The organism is Qipengyuania soli (genome assembly GCF_015529805.1).
Lineage (GTDB): Bacteria > Pseudomonadota > Alphaproteobacteria > Sphingomonadales > Sphingomonadaceae > Qipengyuania > Qipengyuania soli.
Genome location: NZ_CP064654.1, coordinates 2,829,714 through 2,846,741 on the forward strand (window position 1 = coordinate 2,829,714; position 17,028 = coordinate 2,846,741).

A 17,028-nucleotide genomic window follows, 5' to 3' on the forward strand; every position below is an offset into this window, starting at 1 on the left:
AATTTTCGAATCCGGAATGCACGAAAAGAGCCCCGCCTGACGGCGGGGCCCATGGATGTCTGCAAGCTATCCCGGCGCGGGGCGGCATCCCCGCAGAAAGACCCCGCCCCGACGCCGAGACGGCTCCTGGCCCCCGTCGGGCTCAGGAGACCGGGCGAGGCGCCAGGGTCAGAGCGAGCACTGCCCGCTCCCGGGGGGACCTGGCGATCCGCGCCGCTTCGTCACGGGCGAGCTTCCTGGTGAGACGGGCCATTTGCGCATCGCTCGACGCGACGAGGATGTTGGCCTGGATGACCTGGTCGTCGCTGCTGCCGACCGGCATCGGGTCGAGGCTCGTCAGCCCGGACACCGCGCGACGGGCCGCGCGGTCGAGCTGCGAATTGCCCGAGGACCGGTACATCGCGATATTCGTCGGACGCCCATCGTCGCCCGCCTGGAAGCGCACCTGGACGATGCCCTTGGCATCCCACCTCGGATCGATGCGGGTCGCGGCAAGGCGCGCCTCGAGATCCTGCGAAACCTCCTCCACGAAGGTCGTGTCCGATCGCGGGGAGACGACGATCTCCTGCGAGGCGATCGGTACGGCAAGCACCGAAGCGGTGACGGCAAGGGAAATGGCGAAAACGGCAATCTTGTTCATGGGATCATCCTTTCAACGAAAGAGATGATCGGCCGCAGAGAGTATCACGCAGTGTGCGACTGATGATTATGATCAGGCGATGACGGTCTATGGTCGATCCGCGCCCGACGGTGTCTGCGGTCCCTGCCGGGCCGCGCCAATCTACGCCCTTTCCGGTTGTTGTCAAAAAGCGCCAAAATCTGTGTCGCGTCATTCCAAATTCGAAACATGATTGCGCCGACCCGTTCGATCGCACCATCGCCCTTCGCGAAAGAATGACACGGGAAAGTGAATGTGAGGCGGCGTTGAAACCGACTCGCATCCGGCGGGGCAAGCTTCAGGCGATCGACGTTCGACCGCCGCCGCAGTCCGTCGAGAGACGCATGGCGTTGGTCGAGCGCTGCGCCCGGGCGAGAGTCAGCCAGGGGCCTCGAGCGCGTCCATGCGGCGACGGATCGTCCCTCCGAAAAGCAGCACCAGAACCGCACCGGTGGCTGAAATCCCCGCCTGGAGGAACCAGAAGGCCGTGTCGCCCATAGGCTCGTAGAAGCGCGCGATGTAACCGGTCCCGACCCCGACCACGAACAAGGTAAGGTAGGCCCCGGCCATCATCAGCGCGTTGATCTTTTTCGGCGCACGGCGCGAAACCAGCGCAAGAGCAGTCGGCCATTGATACATGAACGCGATGCCCGAGAGGAAGAAGGTCACCAGCGGGAACAGGATCGAGACCTTGCCGTCGGGCGCGCTGAGGCTGCCAAGTGCGAGGAAGAGCGACGATGTCGCCATGATGAGCGCGCCGGTAGCGATTTTCGTCAGGTCGCCCGGTTCTCCGCCGCGCCTGCCCTGCCACGCCCAGATCGCCAGCAGCAGGGGCAAGGCAATGACTGAGGCAAGGCTGTCTTCCGATGCCAGCCAGGGAGTGGGTACGGTGAAGCCACCAAAGGTCAGGTCGACCCGCTCGTTCACCCACAGCATGCCGACGTTCCACAGCTGCTCGTAGGCGAAGCTCTGGCACATCGTGATCAGGAGCACGAGCACGACCAGGCCGATCATCTTCCACTCGTTGGTCGTCAGCGGCGGCAGGATCTCGCCCTCCGGCGCAACCGCACGATCTTCGGCGAAATACTTGAGCCCGGCGAAGTATACGATTGCAGCGATCAGCATGAACAGGCCCGCTGCGCCGAAGCCGATATGCCAGCCATAGACCTGTGCCAGCAGGCCGCAGATCAGCGGTCCGATGGTCGCGCCGACATTGATGCCGGTCGAGAAGATCGCATAGCCCTTGGAGCGCAGCGTCTCCTCGTGCTTCTCGTAGAGGTGGCCGACCTGCGCGGCGATATTGCCCTTCAGGCAGCCCGAGCCGAGCACCAGCAGCAGGAGCGCGAGCAGGAACGACCAATCGAAGGCCATGGCAAAGTGGCCCAGCGTCATCAGCGCGATGCCGATCATCACGACCCGCTTCGCTCCGAGCCAGCGGTCGGCGAGCAACCCGCCGAACAGCGGGGTGAAATAGACGAAGCCGGCGTAGAGCCCGAAGGTCTGGCTGGCGAAAGCCTGGGTCGAGAGTTCGCCAAAGATCGCCTCGATCACGCGGCGATAGCCATCCATGCCAGCGACATTCTCGATGCGGCCGGGCAGGAGCAGTTCCTGCACCATGTAGAGCACCAGCAGCGTGCGCATGCCGTAGAAGCTGAAGCGCTCCCACGCCTCGGTCATGGCGAGGAAATAGAGACCCTTGGGATGCCCCCAGAGGCGCTCCTCGCTTCGCGCAACAGCTGCTTCCATTCGATTGCCTCCCCCAAACCAGAGGCTGGGGTAAGCTACCGGCAGTGCTTGTCAATCTTGCGGCAGGTGGCCCGGGGTCAGGCGACGCTCGCCTTTGCGTGCTCGGCAATCGCGTCGGCGACCTCGTCGACCAGTTCCAGCGGCAGGTCGTGGCCCCAGCCGGGAATGGTCTTTATCTTTGCGCCCGGAATGCTCGCCGCCGTGTCGCGGCCGCCCTCGACCGGTACCAGCGGATCATCCTCGCCATGCAGGACGAGCGTCGGGACGGAGACACCCTTGAGCATCGCACGGCGGTCGCCATCGGCCACGATGGCGGACAGGTGCCGCGTCGGGCCCTCGGGATAGAAGCTGCGGCGCACCGACATGCGCGTGCGCTCGCGCAGCCGCTCCTCGTCGGCAGGAAAACCGGGCGAGCCGATCGTGCGGGCAAGCTTGACCCCGTGGTCGACCAGCACATCCTCGTCGGTGCTGGCGGGGCGGGTGATGAGCACCTTCATTGCCTCGGGCTTAGCGGGCGGTAGCTTGGGATTGCCGGTGGTCGAGAAAATCGAGGTCAGTGACAGGCATTTGTCGGCATGGCGCGCGGCAAAGTGCTGGGCGATCATGCCGCCCATGCTCGCGCCGACGATATGCGCCTTCTCGATACCCAGCGTATCGAGGAGGCCCGCTCCGTCATCAGCCATGTCGGCGAGGGTATAAGGGACCTTGGGTTTCATCCCGATCTTGGACAGCAGGGTCATCTTGACGATCCCTGGTGCCTTGACCCCGTCGAACTTGTGGCTGAGCCCGATGTCGCGGTTGTCGTAGCGGATGACCCGGAAGCCATGCCCGGCCAGTTCCTCGACCAGCTCGTCGGGCCAAAGGGTCAACTGAGCACCGAAACCCATGATCAGCAACATCGGCGGTGCGGCGGGATCGCCATGCTCTTCGTAGTGGATTTCGATTCCGTTGGCCGTGACCTTGGGCACCTGGCTTTCTCCCTGCATCTGTCTTTTCCGGGCGAGTTCACCGCAATCGGCGAGACTTGTCCATGAACAAAATCTTCTCGCACCGCAGGGGGCGTGAGGGGAGGCATCTCCGGTAATCCCTTGTCTCGCTACGGAAACCTGTTTCGGTCCGGAAAATCGTGGTTAATCAGAACCTAACACGCAGATAGGAAAGTCGCCTTCATACAATCCAGCGACCCGCAAAGGCGGCATCAAGCCGGAATGGGTCGCCGCTCCGGGATGACGTGATGGACCGTAGAAGGGAAACTCGCAGCACCACGCAGGAGAGCGTGCGCGTAAACATCGGCCGCCGCACCCTGCGCTGCCGCATGCGCAATTTGTCGCGGTCGGGCTGCATGATCGAGACCTCGCTGATGCTGGTCGAGGTCGGTACGCCCTTGGAAATCGTGCTGGTGCCCGGTGTCGTGGCGGAGGGCGAGGTCGCCTGGCAGTTGGGCGAATGCTTCGGAGTGAGTTTCCATTCGGCCATATCGGATGCGGTTGTCGAGGAATACACGGTGGAGGATTGGCACGTAGCCCCTGTGACAACCCGGCCGCTTCGCGACGCATCAGAGAAATAAATATAAGACGAAAACGACAATAAAATATGGCGCACAATATTTTTTAATAAATGTATCGCTACAAGTTGAATCAAGAAAAATACGGTCGCTCTCACATGGGAATTATGGAGAGAGCAAGGTGAACGAACATCGCAGGATCGAGCGCGACACTTGCGCCGGCCGGATCGATTATACTTTCGCCGGGCTGACACGCCCGGCTCACCTCGTGAACATGTCGCGCGAGGGCTGCAGGCTCGAACTGTCCGGGCCGCTTCCCGACGCGGGTGACGCAATCGAGATCACCTTCATCGACGGCGTGAGCGTGTCAGGTCGGGTGGTCTGGGAAGAGTCCGGCACTGTCGGCGTGCAGTTCGAGCAACCTATCATTGAAGCGATCGTCCGCTTCTTCGGCCTGTCGCCGGCAGGTTCGATCAGGGACGAAGCGCCCAAGGACGGCTTCGGTCGCCACCTGCCTCCCATGGGCCAAGCCGATACGCCGCACTGACACTCAGGGAGCGAGCACCGTGTCCCGGGCGACCGGATCGGTCTCCGGATAGTCGAGAATATAGTGCAGCCCGCGGCTTTCGTGCCGACGGAGCGCGCTTTGCACAATCAAATCCGCGCACTCGAGCAGGTTTCGCAGTTCGATCAGGTCGGTCGTCACCCGGAAATGGCCGTAGTAATCCTCGACCTCCTCGCGCAGCAGGCGGATGCGGTGCGCGGCGCGTTCCAGTCGCTTTGTCGTCCGCACGATCCCGACATAGTTCCACATGAAACGACGGATCTCGGTCCAGTTCTGCTTCACGACCACTTCCTCGTCCGAATCGGTCACGCGGCTGGCGTCCCAGGGCAGGATTGCCGGCGGGTCGTCCATTTCGTCCCAGCAGTCGAGAATATCCTTCGCCGCCGCTTCGCCGAAAACGAAGCATTCGAGGAGCGAATTGGAAGCGAGACGGTTCGCGCCGTGCAACCCGCTTTCGGTGCATTCCCCCGCGGCCCACAGGCCCGGCAGGTCGGTGCGCGCATCGAGCGAAATCTTCACTCCGCCGCAGGTGTAGTGCTGCGCCGGGACCACGGGAATCGGCCCCTTGGTCATGTCGATGCCGAGGCCGAGCAGCTTCTCGTGAATCGTGGGGAAGTGCTCCATCACGAACTCGGGCGGCTGGTGGCTGATGTCGAGGTGGACGTAGTCGAGGCCGTAGCGCTTGATCTGGTCGTCGTTCGCGCGCGCCACGATGTCGCGTGGGGCCAGCTCCAGGCGCTCGGGATCGTACTTCTCCATGTAGCGCTCGCCCGTCACGGGGTTATAGAGCCGCCCGCCTTCACCGCGTACGGCCTCGGTGATGAGGAAGTTCTTGACCTCGAGATTGTAGAGGCAGGTCGGGTGGAACTGCATCATCTCCATGTTGGAAACGCGCGCTCCGGCCCGCCATGCCATCGCGATACCGTCGCCCGTCGCCCCGCGCGGCGCGGTCGAGAAGAGATAGACGCGGCCCGCGCCGCCGGCCGCCAGCACCGTGGCGCGGGCGACATGGGCTGTCACCTCGCCGGTCTGTTCGTCGAGGGCATAGGCCCCCCAGATGCGGCCCGATCCGGAATATTCGACCTGGTTGCGCCCGGTGATGAGGTCGATGCAGCTCTGGTTGGGCAACAGGGTGATGTTGGGGTTTTCCTCCGCCGCCTTGAGCAGAGCGGCCTGAACCGCCCACCCGGTCGCATCGTTCACATGCACGATCCGGCGGTGCGAGTGCCCGCCTTCGCGGGTCAGGTGGAGGTCGCCGCTGTCGCGGTTGAACGGCACGCCAAGCTCGATCAGCCGCTCGATCGCGGCGGGCGCGCGCTCGATGACGAACTCTACCGTCTCGATGTCGTTGAGGCCCGCGCCTGCGACCATGGTGTCGCGGATATGGTTTTCGAATGTGTCGCCGGCATCGAGCACCGCGGCGATGCCGCCCTGGGCCCAAGCGGTCGATCCGCTGGTCAGCTGACCCTTGGCAAGGACCAGGACCTTGCGAGTTTCGGCGAGTGCCAGCGCGGCGGTAAGCCCGGCGGCACCGGACCCGATGACGAGGACGTCATGAGTAGTTTCGGTCATGCTTGCGTCATGCCTCTGGCATCGGCGCGCGGCAAGGAAAGAACGACTCGCCGAAAGCCGGCTTCACAAGCGCGAAAACACGGTTAACCGGCGAATCGCAGGGGATAAAAAGACGGGAAGGGTCGTGGTTTTATGAAATTGGGCATGATTGCCTGCGCGCTCGGTCATCATCGTATCGATCGTGGGGACACCAAGCGCGTGCATGGCGGACACGTCGGGCGTTGCCGCTGCTGCCGGACTCCGATGGAGGAGGTGGAGCCGCACCTCTGGGTGGTCCAGCGCGTCCGCGACGCGGGGCTGACGCACCGCATGCGTTGAGCGCTGCGGGGCGGCTCAGCCCGCCCCGGTCAGCTGTACGAAAACGTCTTCGAGGTCGGCCTCGCGCGTGGTCACGTCCTCGATAGCATAACCGTGCGACTGCACGATGGCGAGCACCTGCCCGGCGCTCGCCTTGTCGCGGTCGTAAGTGATCTCGAGCTTGCGCGGCTCGACCACGTCAGCGCGCACGAAGCCGTCTTCCATGATCGGTCCGGACAGATCCTTGTCGACCGTGACCGCGACGACCTTCTCGCGCGCCATCCCCACCAGCTCGCGGGTCGGCTTTTCCGCGATCAGTTCGCCATGGTTGATGATCGCGATGCGATCGCAAAGCTGTTCCGCTTCCTCGAGATAGTGCGTCGTCAGTACCACGGTCACGCCCTCGCGGTTGAGCTCGGTGACAAGTTCCCACAGCTGGCGGCGCAGCTCGACGTCGACACCGGCAGTGGGCTCGTCGAGCACCAGGATCGGCGGCGAATGCACCATGGCCTTGGCGATCAGCAGGCGGCGCTTCATGCCGCCCGAAAGCGTGCGCGCATAGGCGTCGCGCTTGTCCGCCAGATGAACAGCCTTGAGCAGTTCCTCGCTGCGCCGTTCGGCCTTGGGAATGCCGTAGAAGCCGGCCTGGTTCTCCAGCACCTCGAACGGGGTGAAGAAGGGATCGAAGACGATTTCCTGCGGCACGATACCGATCGAGCGCTTGGCGTTGCGCGGGTTCTCGGTGATGTCGAAACCCCAGATCTCCGCGCTGCCGGACGTCTTGCGTACCAAACCTGCAAGGATGTTGATCAGCGTCGACTTGCCCGCGCCATTGGGGCCGAGCAGGCCGAAGATCCCGCCCTGCGGCACGTCGAAGCTCACGCCCTTGAGCGCCAGCTTGGGCGGTTCGCCGGGGCCGGGCGGGGCATATTCCTTCACGAGATTGTCGATGCGGATGGCAGGCGGCGTGGTCATGGCCGTTCACCTAGGCTCTTGAGCGCCTCGGTCAAACCCATTATCGGCGCAGGCCATGAGCCTGCCTCCTCCCGAAGTCACCAAGGTCACCACCGCCCGCGTGTGGTGCGACGGCGCAACCGACATCCGCACGGGCGAAAACTACAAGCCCGCCGCGCTCGGCCATCCCAAGGTGTACCTGCAGATCGACGAGCATGGCTATGTCGACTGCGGCTATTGCGACCGCCGCTTCGTGCTTGAGGGCGGCCCGGCAGACGGCGTCGACCAGGCGAGCCTGCAGGACATTTCCGAAGGCGGCGATCCCGGCCACCGCTGACCTCGCACTTGGCCCTGTTCGCACGGCCTTCGCGTGCCTACATAGGTTCGCATGACGCAAGCGAGTGATCCTTTCGCCCTGCTCTACGGCAGCAAGCTCAACCCCGATGAAGCCAAGGCGCTGACCTCGCGCCTGCTCGCGCCCTGCGACGATGGCGAACTCTATCTCCAGTTCACCGCGTCGGAGAGTTTCGCCTTCGATGACGGGCGGCTGAAGACAGCCGACTACAGCCGGGATTCCGGTTTCGGCCTGCGCGGCGTCTCGGGCGAGACCACCGGCTTTGCCCATGCCAACGAGATTTCCGCTGCGGCGATCGCGCGGGCTGGCGAGACGCTCCAGCTGCTCGATCCGACGAAGCATGCGCATGCCGCTCCGCCGGAGCGCACCAACTGCCTCCTCTACACGGACATCAGCCCGCTCGACCTCGTGCCCTTTGCCGAGAAGGTCGCGCTGCTTGAAAAGATCGACGCGGTCGCCCGCGCCAAGGATCCGCGCGTCGCGCAGGTCAGCGCGAGCCTGGCGGCGAGCTGGAGCGCGATCGAGATCGTCCGCGCGGACGGCTTCACCGCGCGCGACCTGCGTCCACTGGTGCGCCTCAACGTTTCGGTCGTCGCCGAACAGAACGGCCGGCGCGAAACCGGGAGCTTCGGCTTCGGCGGGCGCTATCTCTATGATCGCCTGTTCGACGAAGGCGCGTGGCTGCGCGCGGTCGACGAGGCGGTGCGACAGGCGCTGGTCAATCTCGAAAGTGTCGAGGCCCCGGCGGGTGAGCGCACCGTGCTGCTTGGTCCCGGCTGGCCGGGCGTGCTGTTGCACGAAGCGGTCGGCCACGGGCTCGAAGGCGATTTCAATCGCAAGGGCACGAGCGCCTTCTCTGGCCGCATTGGCGAGCGCGTTGCCGCCAAGGGCGTCACCGTGGTCGATGACGGCAGCATCGTCGACCGCCGCGGCTCGCTCTCGATCGATGACGAGGGCACGCCGACGAAGGAGACCGTGCTGATCGAGGACGGCATCCTCAAGGGCTACATGCAGGACCGTCTCAATGCTCGCCTGATGGGCGTCGAGCCGACCGGCAACGGGCGCCGCGAAAGTTACGAGCATGCGCCCATGCCGCGCATGACCAACACTTTCATGCGCGGCGGCAGCGACGATCCGGCAGAATTGCTGAGCCGTGTCGACGACGGCATCTATGCGACCAGCTTCGGCGGTGGGCAGGTCGACATCGTCAGCGGCAAGTTCGTCTTCGCCTGCACCGAGGCCTACAAGGTCGAAAAAGGCAAGATCGTCGCCCCGATCAAGGGCGCGACGCTGATCGGCGACGGGCCGACCGTCCTCACCAGGGTGATCGGTATCGGCAACGACATGGCACTGGACGAAGGCGTCGGCATGTGCGGCAAGGGCGGGCAGAGCGTGCCTGCGGGCGTTGGCCAGCCGACCTTGCTCATCAACGGGATTACCGTCGGCGGGACTGCCTGATCGCGCCGAACCGCGACTCATCGCAGGTTCAGCATTTCTGGTGTATATGCCGATGGTTCGCACAGGAGACTCACCATGCTGAAGTCCGTGATTGCCGCGAGTGCTGCCCTTACCCTGTTTGCTGTTCCGGCCCTGGCCGAAGAGCATGGGGACATGGCTATGACCAAGGGCGAAGTGAAGCTGGCGAAGATGCTGGAAGGCCGCGTCGCGGGCGAGCCGCGGAGTTGCATCCGCACTATCGGCAGCCGCAACCTGATGCAGATCGACGATACGGCGCTTGTCTATCGCGATGGTCGGACGCTGTGGGTCAACCGCACGCGTAACCCGGGGAGCATCGATGATTCCGATGTCATGTTGATCAGGCGATTCTCAGGCACCAGCCTGTGCCGCACCGATCAGATCGACATGATCGACCGCTATGCCGGAATGCTCACGGGCGTGATCTTCCTCGACGACTTCGTTCCCTATCGCTTGCCCGAAGAAGAGGGCTGACGATCCAGCCGGACTATCGAAAAGGCCCCCGCCGAACCAGTCGGCGGGGGCCTTTTCATTGGTAGTTGCGAGTTCAGTCCCGCAATTGGCCGCGGATCGCCCCGCCCGGGTATTCGGCCGTATGGACGTTGACATAGAACGCTTGCGGATTGCCCTCGATGCGGTTCTGAGTCCATTCGACGGCGCTTTTGCAGCCCTTCCAACCACCTTCGTTGGCGGGGTTTAGCGTAAAGACCGGCGGGCCGTTGCTACCTGCGGCGCCGACATGGATATGTGCTGCCGTGATCGTGCCGATGTTGCGGATGTTGTTGAGGTCCCAGCAAACTTGGTTGAGTTCGTCGGACACCGTGATCTCGGCCTGGCCGGAACCGTCGGGATCACCACCGCCGACTTCCTGCGCGCCAGTCAGGTCTGCGTGATAGGTCTTGGCTCCCAGCTCGCCGAGGCCTTCTTCCAGCGTGGCGCAGGCACCCAGCGCGGCGATGCCGACGACGGCGGCCAGTGCCTTGATTTGTGTGCGGTTCATTTCGTCTCTCCTATCGGCCACCTGCCCTGGTGGCTGCTCCTCCACCTTCTCCCAACGTCCTGACGACGCATGGGTTTCCGCTTGGCACTGGCGCGGGGCATGGAGGTAGCGCATAGACTTCGCCCCAGAGGAGATTGCACATGACCAGCACCCAGGCCCCCATCGGATCACCCTTCGGCTATCGTTCGACTGCGCGGGAGGTTGCTGCTGCGGGCAAGGTTGCCGGCAAGACGGTGGTGGTGACCGGCGGCTATTCGGGCATCGGGACCGAAACCGTGCGGGCGCTGGCGGGCGAGGGCGCGCGGGTCATCGTCGGCGCGCGGCGCACCGGCCAGGCGCATGAGGTTCTGGACGGCTTCGAGGGCGACATCACAATTCTCGAGCTCGACCTCTCCGATTCCGCCTCGATCGACAGCTTTGCGCAAGCCTTGGCGGGCGAGACCGATCACATCGACATCCTCATCAACAATGCCGCCATCATGGCGAGCCCGCTGGCGCGCGATGCACGCGGATACGAGGCACAGTTCGCGACCAACCACCTCGGCCATTTCCAGCTGACCGCGCGCCTGTGGCCGCTGATCCTCGCTGCTGCACCGGGAGCGCGCGTGGTGACGCTGTCGAGCATCGGGCACCGGCTGCAGGGCCTCGACCTGGACGATCCCAATTTCGAGCGGCGCGATTATGACAAGTGGCTCGCCTACGGGCAGGCCAAATCGGCCAACGCGCTGTTTGCCTTGCAACTCGACAAGCTGGGCGAACCCAAGGGCGTGCGCGCCTTTGCCGTCCATCCGGGTGGCATCGCGACCCCACTGCAACGCCATCTCACCATGGACGAGCAGCGAGCGATGGGCTGGTACGACGAGGAGGGCAACGTCCACGAGGCCTTCAAGTCGACAGAGGAAGGCGCATCGACTTCTGTGTGGTGCGCCACCTCACCGCTGCTTGAGGGCATGGGCGGCGTCTATTGCGAGGACTGCGACATCGCGAAACCGGCCGATCCCGAAAATCCGCGTGCGGGCGGCGTCTGGCCGCATGTCCGCGACGAGGGCTTGTCCGAAGCGCTGTGGCGCAAGTCGGAAGAGATGACCGGGGTCAGCTTCCCGGGCTGACGCGACCCGTCGCGCACAGGGCCTGCGCCGGGCAGGTCGCGCAATCGGGCGCGCTCGGCCGGCACCAGGTCTGGCCGAGCTTCTTCATCAACAGGTGATGTTCGTCGAATTCGGCCGCGCTCCACTCCTCGGGCATCACCGGCATGATTGCCGCGAAAGTGCGCGCCGTGTCGGCCTTGGCAGGCACCAGCCCCATGCGCTGGAGGATGCGGCGGTGGTGGCTGTCGAGCACCAGAGCGCGTCGGTCGAGCGTCGATGCATTCATCACCCCTGCGGCGATCTTGCGCCCGATGCCGGGCAATTGCTCGAGCCAGTCCATGGCAGTGCCTGTCTCCATGGCCGCCAGGTGGGACAGGTCCACTGCGCCCCGCAGGTCGACCAGCGCGGTGAGGCTGCTCTTCAACCGCTCCGCAGCGATATTGGGATAGGTCTGCGTCGCCAGTTCCGCCTGGAGTTCCTCCAGCGGGGCGGCAGCGACCGCTTCCCACGAACCGTAGCGGCGCAGGAGCCGGTCGGTCGCGGCGTTCGAGACCTCGGACTTGGTCCGCGCGCCGATGACCCCCTGGACCAGCACCCATTCCGGCTGGCGCCATTTGGCGGCTGCTCTCTCGATGCGTCCGAAGCGCTGGACGAGCAGCGCCTGTAGGCGGCGCAGGTCATCGGTGCGCGGGTCGGGGCCGAGGGGAAGCTGCATCGAGCCGCGAGATAGGCACGATCGAGGGCGCTTGCCAGCGTACGGCGAAAGAGGTCTACTCGCGACTCGGGAGACGGAGGAGAGAGCAATGGCGACTGTGGCGGACCTGACGGTGAAGGAATCGAGCATCGATCCTATCGATGTCTCTCGCAAGGAACTCTACGTCGAGGACACCTGGCGCGAACCCTTCCGACAACTGCGCGAACATGCTCCGATCCAGTACGTGCCCGACAGCGATTTCGGGGCCTACTGGTCGGTCACCAAGTACAAGCCGATCCAGCACATTGAATCGCTGCCCAAGCTGTTCTCGTCGATGTGGGACAAGGGCGGAATCGCCATCTCGGGCGACCCGGCGCTGCTCGAGAAGTGGAACATGAAGGAGCCGATGTTCATCGCGATGGACCCGCCGCTCCACACCGGTCAGCGGCGCGCGGTCGCGCCCAGCTTCGGTCCCTCCGAAGTCGCCGAGATGAAGGCCGAAGTGCAGGCGCGCACCGCCCAAGTGCTCGACAGCCTGCCGATTGGCGAGACCTTCGACTGGGTCCAGAAGGTGTCGATCGAACTGACCACCGGCATGCTCGCCAAGCTGTTCGACTTTCCCTGGGAAGAGCGCCATCACCTGACCGAGTGGTCGGATTACGGCGGCGATGTCGAGATGATCAAGGACGACGTCACGATCGAAAAGCGTCTCGCCAAGATGCAGGAAATGGGCATGGCATTTGCCGCCCTGTGGCAGCAGCGGATCGCCAATCCGGGCAAGGATCTCATCAGCGTGATGATGCAATCGGACGCGATGAAGAACATGCCGCCCGAGGAATTCATCGGCAATCTCATTCTGCTGATCGTCGGCGGCAACGACACGACGCGCAATTCGATGTCGGCCTATGCCTATGGCCTGAGCCAGTACCCCGAGGAACGCGCCAAGCTGGAAGCCGACCCTTCGCTGATCCCCAATGCCGTGCAGGAAATCCTTCGCTGGCAGACGCCACTGTCGCACATGCGGCGCACGGTGGTGGAGGACACCGACATGTTCGGGCCGCAGATGAAGGCGGGCGACAAGGTGGTGCTGTGGTACCTGTCGGCCAATCGCGACGAGGAAATCTTCGAGGATGGCGAGGCGATCAAGGTCGATCGCCACAACGCCCGCCGCCACCTGTCATTCGGCTATGGCATCCATCGCTGCGTGGGTGCGCGCGTCGCCGAACTCCAGCTCCACACCCTGCTGGAAGAGATGGGCAAGCGCAGGCTGCGCGTAAACGTCGTTGGCGATCCGGTGCGCGTGCCGGCGTGCTTCGTCCACGGCTACAAGAGCTTGCCGGTGCAATTGGAACACTACTGAGGTTGCGCGGTCAGACCTCGACCGTGCGGATCGGAGGAACGACCAGCCACCACCACGCTGCGCCGAAGACCGCGACGCCCGATGCGATCGCGAAGGCGAGGCCGTAGGAGCCGAGCTGGTCCACGATCACCCCGGTGATGATCGGGCCGACGATGCCCGAAGCATTTCCGATGGCGTTCTGGATGCCGACCCAGCCGCCTGCCGCGCGCGGTCCGGCGAAGATCTGCGCAACAGCGAACAAGTTGACCGAGACGATGCCGGTGCCGATGCCTGCGACAACCAGCCACGCCCCGAGCGCCCAGGCATCGCCCGCGTACCAGATTCCCGCCACTGCCGTGCCGAGCATGGCTTGGCCGATCACCATCGACCAGCGCCGCACGCGAGCCTCGTCCGCTCCCCGGGTGACCGCCATGTCCGACACGCGCCCCGCGACCAGCGCTGCGATCCCCTGCGAAGTGAAGCTGAGCGTCGTCAGCAGGGTCATCTGCGATATCGAATAACCGAGCGTCTTCGTCAGGTAGAGCGGCAGCCAGGCGAGGAGGAAGTAGAAGCCATAGTTCGACATGAAGTGCGCAATCCCCATCAGCCACAGGGTCGGGATGGCGAACAGGCGGCGCATCGGCACGGGATCGACGACCGGCGTCGTGACGCTGTCGGAGCGCAAGGGGGCAGAGGCAAGGTGCCAAGGCATCAGCCAGACGAGCGTGACGAGGCCGAAAATCCAGAAGATAGGCCGCCAGCCGAGCGCCTCAAGAATGGCGCCTCCAGTCAGCACGCCGACAGCCGGGCCGAAGGCGAGGGCCGCACCGATCAGCGCATTGGCACTGCCGCGATGGTGGGCGGGCACCTCTGCGGCGAAGATCTTGGAGCTCCCGGGAAAGGCGATGCTCTCGCCAAGCCCGAGCAGGAGCCGCAGCACGATCAGCAGGACCAGCCCGTTGACGAAGCCGGTCAGCAGCGTGGCCACCGCCCAAAGCGCAATGCCCGCGGCGAACATGCGATAGACACAGAAGCGGTCGCACAGCCAGCCGACGAACAGGCAGAGCGGCGCATAGACCCAGAAGAAGGCGGAAACGGCGGTCCCGAACTCGGTCGCGCTGAACTTCAGTTCCTCGATCATCAGCGGCGCCGCCACCCCGATCGCGCCACGGTCGACATAGTTCAGCAGCACTGACAGGGCGAGCAACGCCACGACCCAGAACAGGCGGATGCCGGATATGCGTGATGGTTGTGCTGCTATTGTCATGCCCCGTCTCCCCAATCGTCCCCCGCCATGCATATCACGGCGAAGATTGCTGGCGACACGGATTAATTCAGCGTCGGCCTGCGCACGGCATCCAGCTCGACGACCAGGTCCGCCGGGGGACTTGCGAGCATGGCCTGCGTTATCCGCTGATAATGCGCGACGAAGCGGTGCAGATCGGCCCTGTCCATGGTGCTGCCGACCAGCTTCGCTTCCTGCTCTGCGCGCCAGCCTTCGACCACGGCGAAATCGGGTGCCTTGAGAAAGATGCGCAGGTCGATCCGGGCGAACAGTGCCGCGTAGTCGTCCGCCAGCTGGCCGTTCACCCAGCGCCGCCAGTGACCGTCGGCGTCCTCTTCGCGTTCCAGATCATTGACGGGGTCGGCCAGCGCCTCGCGAGGCTGGGGCTCCGCGCCGATGCACCAGCCTTCGAGCAGGACGAGATCGAAGGGCGGTGTCAGCCTGCGCGGCTCGCCGCGATCGTCGGCGGCCTTGTCGAAGGTGGGAACCGTGGCGGGCGCGGTCCCATGGAGGAGCGCATCGAGCACCGCGTTCAACAGGCTCACTTCGTGGGTTCCCGGCACCCCACGGGTAACGCACAGGGGATGGACCCGCCTTGCAAGATCGAGACGCTCGGCCCTCGGAAGGTAGAAGTCGTCGAGCGACAAAACTGCTGTCCTCAACCCGCGATGCTCCAGCCGCTCGGCCAGCCGGAGGACGAGCGTCGTCTTGCCCGAGCCTTGCGCACCGGCGATCCCCACGAGGATCGCTTTCCCCGCGCGCCGGCGCCGATCCGCGATGGCGTCGCAAAGCGCTGCGTCGGCGGAAAGCCAGTCCGCAAATGCTCCGGACCGGCCTTCCTGCGTCACTCCCACTCGATCGTGCCCGGTGGCTTGCTGGTGTAGTCGTAGACCACCCGGTTGATGCCCTGCACCTCGTTGACGATGCGCGTGGCGCAGCCGGTGAGGAAGGCGGCATCGAAGGGATAGACATCCGCCGTCATGCCGTCGGTCGATGTCACTGCGCGCAAGCCGCAGACGCTGTCATAGGTGCGATAGTCGCCCATCACGCCGACGGTCTTGACCGGCAGCAGCACGGCAAAGGCCTGCCAGATCGCATCGTAAAGTCCCGCCTTGCGGATCTCGTCGAGGTAGATCGCATCGGCCTTGCGCAGGATGTCGCAGCGTTCCTTGGTCACTTCGCCCGGAATGCGGATGGCAAGGCCGGGGCCGGGGAAGGGGTGGCGGCCGACGAACATGTCGGGCAGGCCGAGCTCGCGGCCCAGTTCGCGGACCTCGTCCTTGAACAGTTCGCGCAAGGGTTCGACCAGCTTCATGTTCATCCGCTCGGGCAGGCCGCCGACATTGTGGTGGCTCTTGATCGTGACCGAGGGACCGCCGGTGAAGCTGACGCTTTCGATGACGTCGGGATAGAGCGTGCCCTGTGCGAGGAAATCCGCGCCGCCGATCTTCTGTGCCTCGGCCTCGAACACGTCGATGAAGGTCTTGCCGATGAACTTGCGCTTCGCCTCGGGGTCGGTGACGCCTTCGAGGCCGCTCATGAACAGTTGCTCGGCGTCCACCACCACCAGCGGGATGTTGTAGTGGTCGCGGAACATCGTTTCGACCTGCTCACGCTCGTTCAGGCGCAGCAGGCCGTGGTCGACGAAGACGCAGGTCAGCTGGTCGCCGATCGCTTCGTGGATGAGGATAGCGGCGACCGAGCTGTCGACCCCGCCGCTGAGGCCGCAGATGACCTTGCCGCTGCCGACCTGCTCGCGGATCTCGCGCACCTTGGTTTCGCGATAGGCGGCCATGGTCCAGTCGCCGGCCAGCCCGCAGACGTGGCGCACGAAGTTGGCGATCAGCTTGCCGCCGTCGGGCGTGTGGACGACCTCGGGATGGAACTGGGTGCCGTAGAACTTGCGTTCCTCGTCGGCGATAACCGCGAAGGGCGCACCGTCGGAAATGGCGACGATTTCGAAGCCGGGGGCGAATTTCGTTACCTTGTCGCCGTGGCTCATCCACACCTGGTGGCGTTCGCCGACCTGCCACAACCCGTCGAACAGCGCGCAGTCCTTGGTCACGGTGAGGAAGGCGCGGCCGAACTCGCCGCCTTCGCCCGTTTCATGGCCGGGCCGGACTTCGCCGCCAAGCTGGTGGCTCATCACCTGCTGGCCGTAACAGATGCCGAGGATGGGCACGCCCGCCTCGAACAGCATCTCCGGCGCACGGGGAGATCCTTCCTCCGGCACACCTGCGGGGGAGCCCGAAAGGATGATGCCCTTCGGCTTCATCCGGCGGAAGGCTTCCTCGGCCTGGGTGAAGGGCGCGATTTCGGAATAGACCCCGGCTTCGCGCACACGGCGGGCGATAAGCTGAGTGACCTGGCTGCCGAAGTCGACGATGAGGATGGAATCGGGAAGGTGCGCGTCGTCCATGACGGGGCCGATAGGCGCTGTGGCGATAGGCTGTCCAGCATCGGCGTTTGCCTTGTCCGCGATGGGCGGATAGGCG

The 17,028-nt window shown here is 64.6% G+C and carries 18 protein-coding genes; 8 read left to right on the forward strand and 10 right to left on the reverse strand.

What is annotated here, in order from left to right; all coding sequences use genetic code 11:
• Nucleotides 1-142: 142 nt before the first annotated feature.
• The 3 genes from IRL76_RS14105 to IRL76_RS14115 form a co-directional block, all read right to left on the reverse strand.
• Complete coding sequence (locus IRL76_RS14105; RefSeq protein ID WP_200981944.1) at nucleotides 143-640, reverse strand: energy transducer TonB; 498 nt, start codon at nucleotides 638-640, stop codon at nucleotides 143-145.
• Nucleotides 641-1,036: 396 nt separating this feature from the next.
• The gene (locus IRL76_RS14110) at nucleotides 1,037-2,404 is read right to left on the reverse strand and encodes a peptide MFS transporter (RefSeq protein ID WP_200981945.1); all 1,368 of its coding nucleotides are present in this window, start codon (nucleotides 2,402-2,404) and stop codon (nucleotides 1,037-1,039) included.
• A 77-nt stretch (nucleotides 2,405-2,481) separates the two neighbouring features.
• Complete coding sequence (locus tag IRL76_RS14115) at nucleotides 2,482-3,372, reverse strand: alpha/beta fold hydrolase (protein ID WP_246449840.1); 891 nt, start codon at nucleotides 3,370-3,372, stop codon at nucleotides 2,482-2,484.
• A 266-nt stretch (nucleotides 3,373-3,638) separates the two neighbouring features.
• Here IRL76_RS14115 and IRL76_RS14120 point away from each other — a divergent pair, with 266 nt between their 5' ends.
• Entirely contained in the window at nucleotides 3,639-3,971 is a 333-nt protein-coding gene (locus tag IRL76_RS14120) for a PilZ domain-containing protein (RefSeq protein WP_200981947.1), read from the forward strand.
• Nucleotides 3,972-4,089: 118 nt separating this feature from the next.
• The gene (locus tag IRL76_RS14125) at nucleotides 4,090-4,455 is read left to right on the forward strand and encodes a PilZ domain-containing protein (RefSeq protein ID WP_200981948.1); all 366 of its coding nucleotides are present in this window, start codon (nucleotides 4,090-4,092) and stop codon (nucleotides 4,453-4,455) included.
• 3 nt (nucleotides 4,456-4,458) lie between these two features.
• Here IRL76_RS14125 and nadB read toward each other — a convergent pair whose 3' ends face one another.
• Complete coding sequence (gene nadB / locus IRL76_RS14130) at nucleotides 4,459-6,045, reverse strand: L-aspartate oxidase (protein WP_200981949.1); 1,587 nt, start codon at nucleotides 6,043-6,045, stop codon at nucleotides 4,459-4,461.
• Nucleotides 6,046-6,177: 132 nt separating this feature from the next.
• On the opposite strand from nadB, the gene IRL76_RS14135 reads away from it, so the two are divergent.
• Entirely contained in the window at nucleotides 6,178-6,363 is a 186-nt protein-coding gene (locus IRL76_RS14135) for a hypothetical protein (protein WP_200981950.1), read from the forward strand.
• A gap of 15 nt (nucleotides 6,364-6,378) precedes the next feature.
• On the opposite strand, the gene IRL76_RS14140 is transcribed toward IRL76_RS14135, so the two are convergent.
• Nucleotides 6,379-7,317 carry an ABC transporter ATP-binding protein gene (locus IRL76_RS14140; protein ID WP_200981951.1) on the reverse strand — a complete coding sequence of 313 codons (939 nt, stop codon included), beginning with the start codon at nucleotides 7,315-7,317 and terminating at the stop codon, nucleotides 6,379-6,381.
• A gap of 55 nt (nucleotides 7,318-7,372) precedes the next feature.
• On the opposite strand from IRL76_RS14140, the gene IRL76_RS14145 reads away from it, so the two are divergent.
• The 3 genes from IRL76_RS14145 (at nucleotide 7,373) to IRL76_RS14155 (ending at nucleotide 9,601) form a co-directional block, all read left to right on the forward strand.
• A complete protein-coding gene (locus tag IRL76_RS14145; RefSeq protein ID WP_200981952.1) occupies nucleotides 7,373-7,633 on the forward strand; it encodes a zinc-finger domain-containing protein in 261 nt (86 codons plus the stop codon).
• Between the two features lie 51 nt (nucleotides 7,634-7,684).
• The gene (tldD, locus tag IRL76_RS14150) at nucleotides 7,685-9,109 is read left to right on the forward strand and encodes a metalloprotease TldD (RefSeq protein ID WP_200981953.1); all 1,425 of its coding nucleotides are present in this window, start codon (nucleotides 7,685-7,687) and stop codon (nucleotides 9,107-9,109) included.
• 75 nt (nucleotides 9,110-9,184) lie between these two features.
• Entirely contained in the window at nucleotides 9,185-9,601 is a 417-nt protein-coding gene (locus tag IRL76_RS14155; protein WP_200981954.1) for a hypothetical protein, read from the forward strand.
• Between the two features lie 73 nt (nucleotides 9,602-9,674).
• On the opposite strand, the gene IRL76_RS14160 is transcribed toward IRL76_RS14155, so the two are convergent.
• A complete protein-coding gene (locus tag IRL76_RS14160; protein WP_200981955.1) occupies nucleotides 9,675-10,127 on the reverse strand; it encodes a CHRD domain-containing protein in 453 nt (150 codons plus the stop codon).
• A 140-nt stretch (nucleotides 10,128-10,267) separates the two neighbouring features.
• Here IRL76_RS14160 and IRL76_RS14165 point away from each other — a divergent pair, with 140 nt between their 5' ends.
• Nucleotides 10,268-11,236, forward strand: a complete 969-nt coding sequence (locus tag IRL76_RS14165; protein WP_200981956.1) for an oxidoreductase — start codon at nucleotides 10,268-10,270, stop codon at nucleotides 11,234-11,236.
• Here IRL76_RS14165 and IRL76_RS14170 read toward each other — a convergent pair.
• Nucleotides 11,220-11,930: an endonuclease III domain-containing protein gene (locus tag IRL76_RS14170; protein WP_200981957.1), complete on the reverse strand. Its 711-nt coding sequence runs from the start codon at nucleotides 11,928-11,930 to the stop codon at nucleotides 11,220-11,222. The two genes, IRL76_RS14165 and IRL76_RS14170, sit on opposite strands and share 17 nt — an antisense overlap.
• A gap of 88 nt (nucleotides 11,931-12,018) precedes the next feature.
• Between IRL76_RS14170 and IRL76_RS14175 the strand changes: the two genes are divergently transcribed.
• On the forward strand, nucleotides 12,019-13,269 hold the full coding sequence (locus IRL76_RS14175) for a cytochrome P450 (protein ID WP_200981958.1): 1,251 nt from the start codon (nucleotides 12,019-12,021) through the stop codon (nucleotides 13,267-13,269).
• A gap of 10 nt (nucleotides 13,270-13,279) precedes the next feature.
• Here IRL76_RS14175 and IRL76_RS14180 read toward each other — a convergent pair whose 3' ends face one another.
• The 3 genes from IRL76_RS14180 to guaA form a co-directional block, all read right to left on the reverse strand.
• Nucleotides 13,280-14,515, reverse strand: a complete 1,236-nt coding sequence (locus tag IRL76_RS14180) for an MFS transporter (protein WP_200981959.1) — start codon at nucleotides 14,513-14,515, stop codon at nucleotides 13,280-13,282.
• A 62-nt stretch (nucleotides 14,516-14,577) separates the two neighbouring features.
• The gene (locus tag IRL76_RS14185; RefSeq protein WP_200981960.1) at nucleotides 14,578-15,381 is read right to left on the reverse strand and encodes a kinase; all 804 of its coding nucleotides are present in this window, start codon (nucleotides 15,379-15,381) and stop codon (nucleotides 14,578-14,580) included.
• Nucleotides 15,378-16,952: a glutamine-hydrolyzing GMP synthase gene (gene guaA / locus IRL76_RS14190; RefSeq protein WP_200981961.1), complete on the reverse strand. Its 1,575-nt coding sequence runs from the start codon at nucleotides 16,950-16,952 to the stop codon at nucleotides 15,378-15,380. Before guaA ends, IRL76_RS14185 begins: the two co-directional genes overlap by 4 nt.
• Nucleotides 16,953-17,028 lie beyond the last annotated feature (76 nt).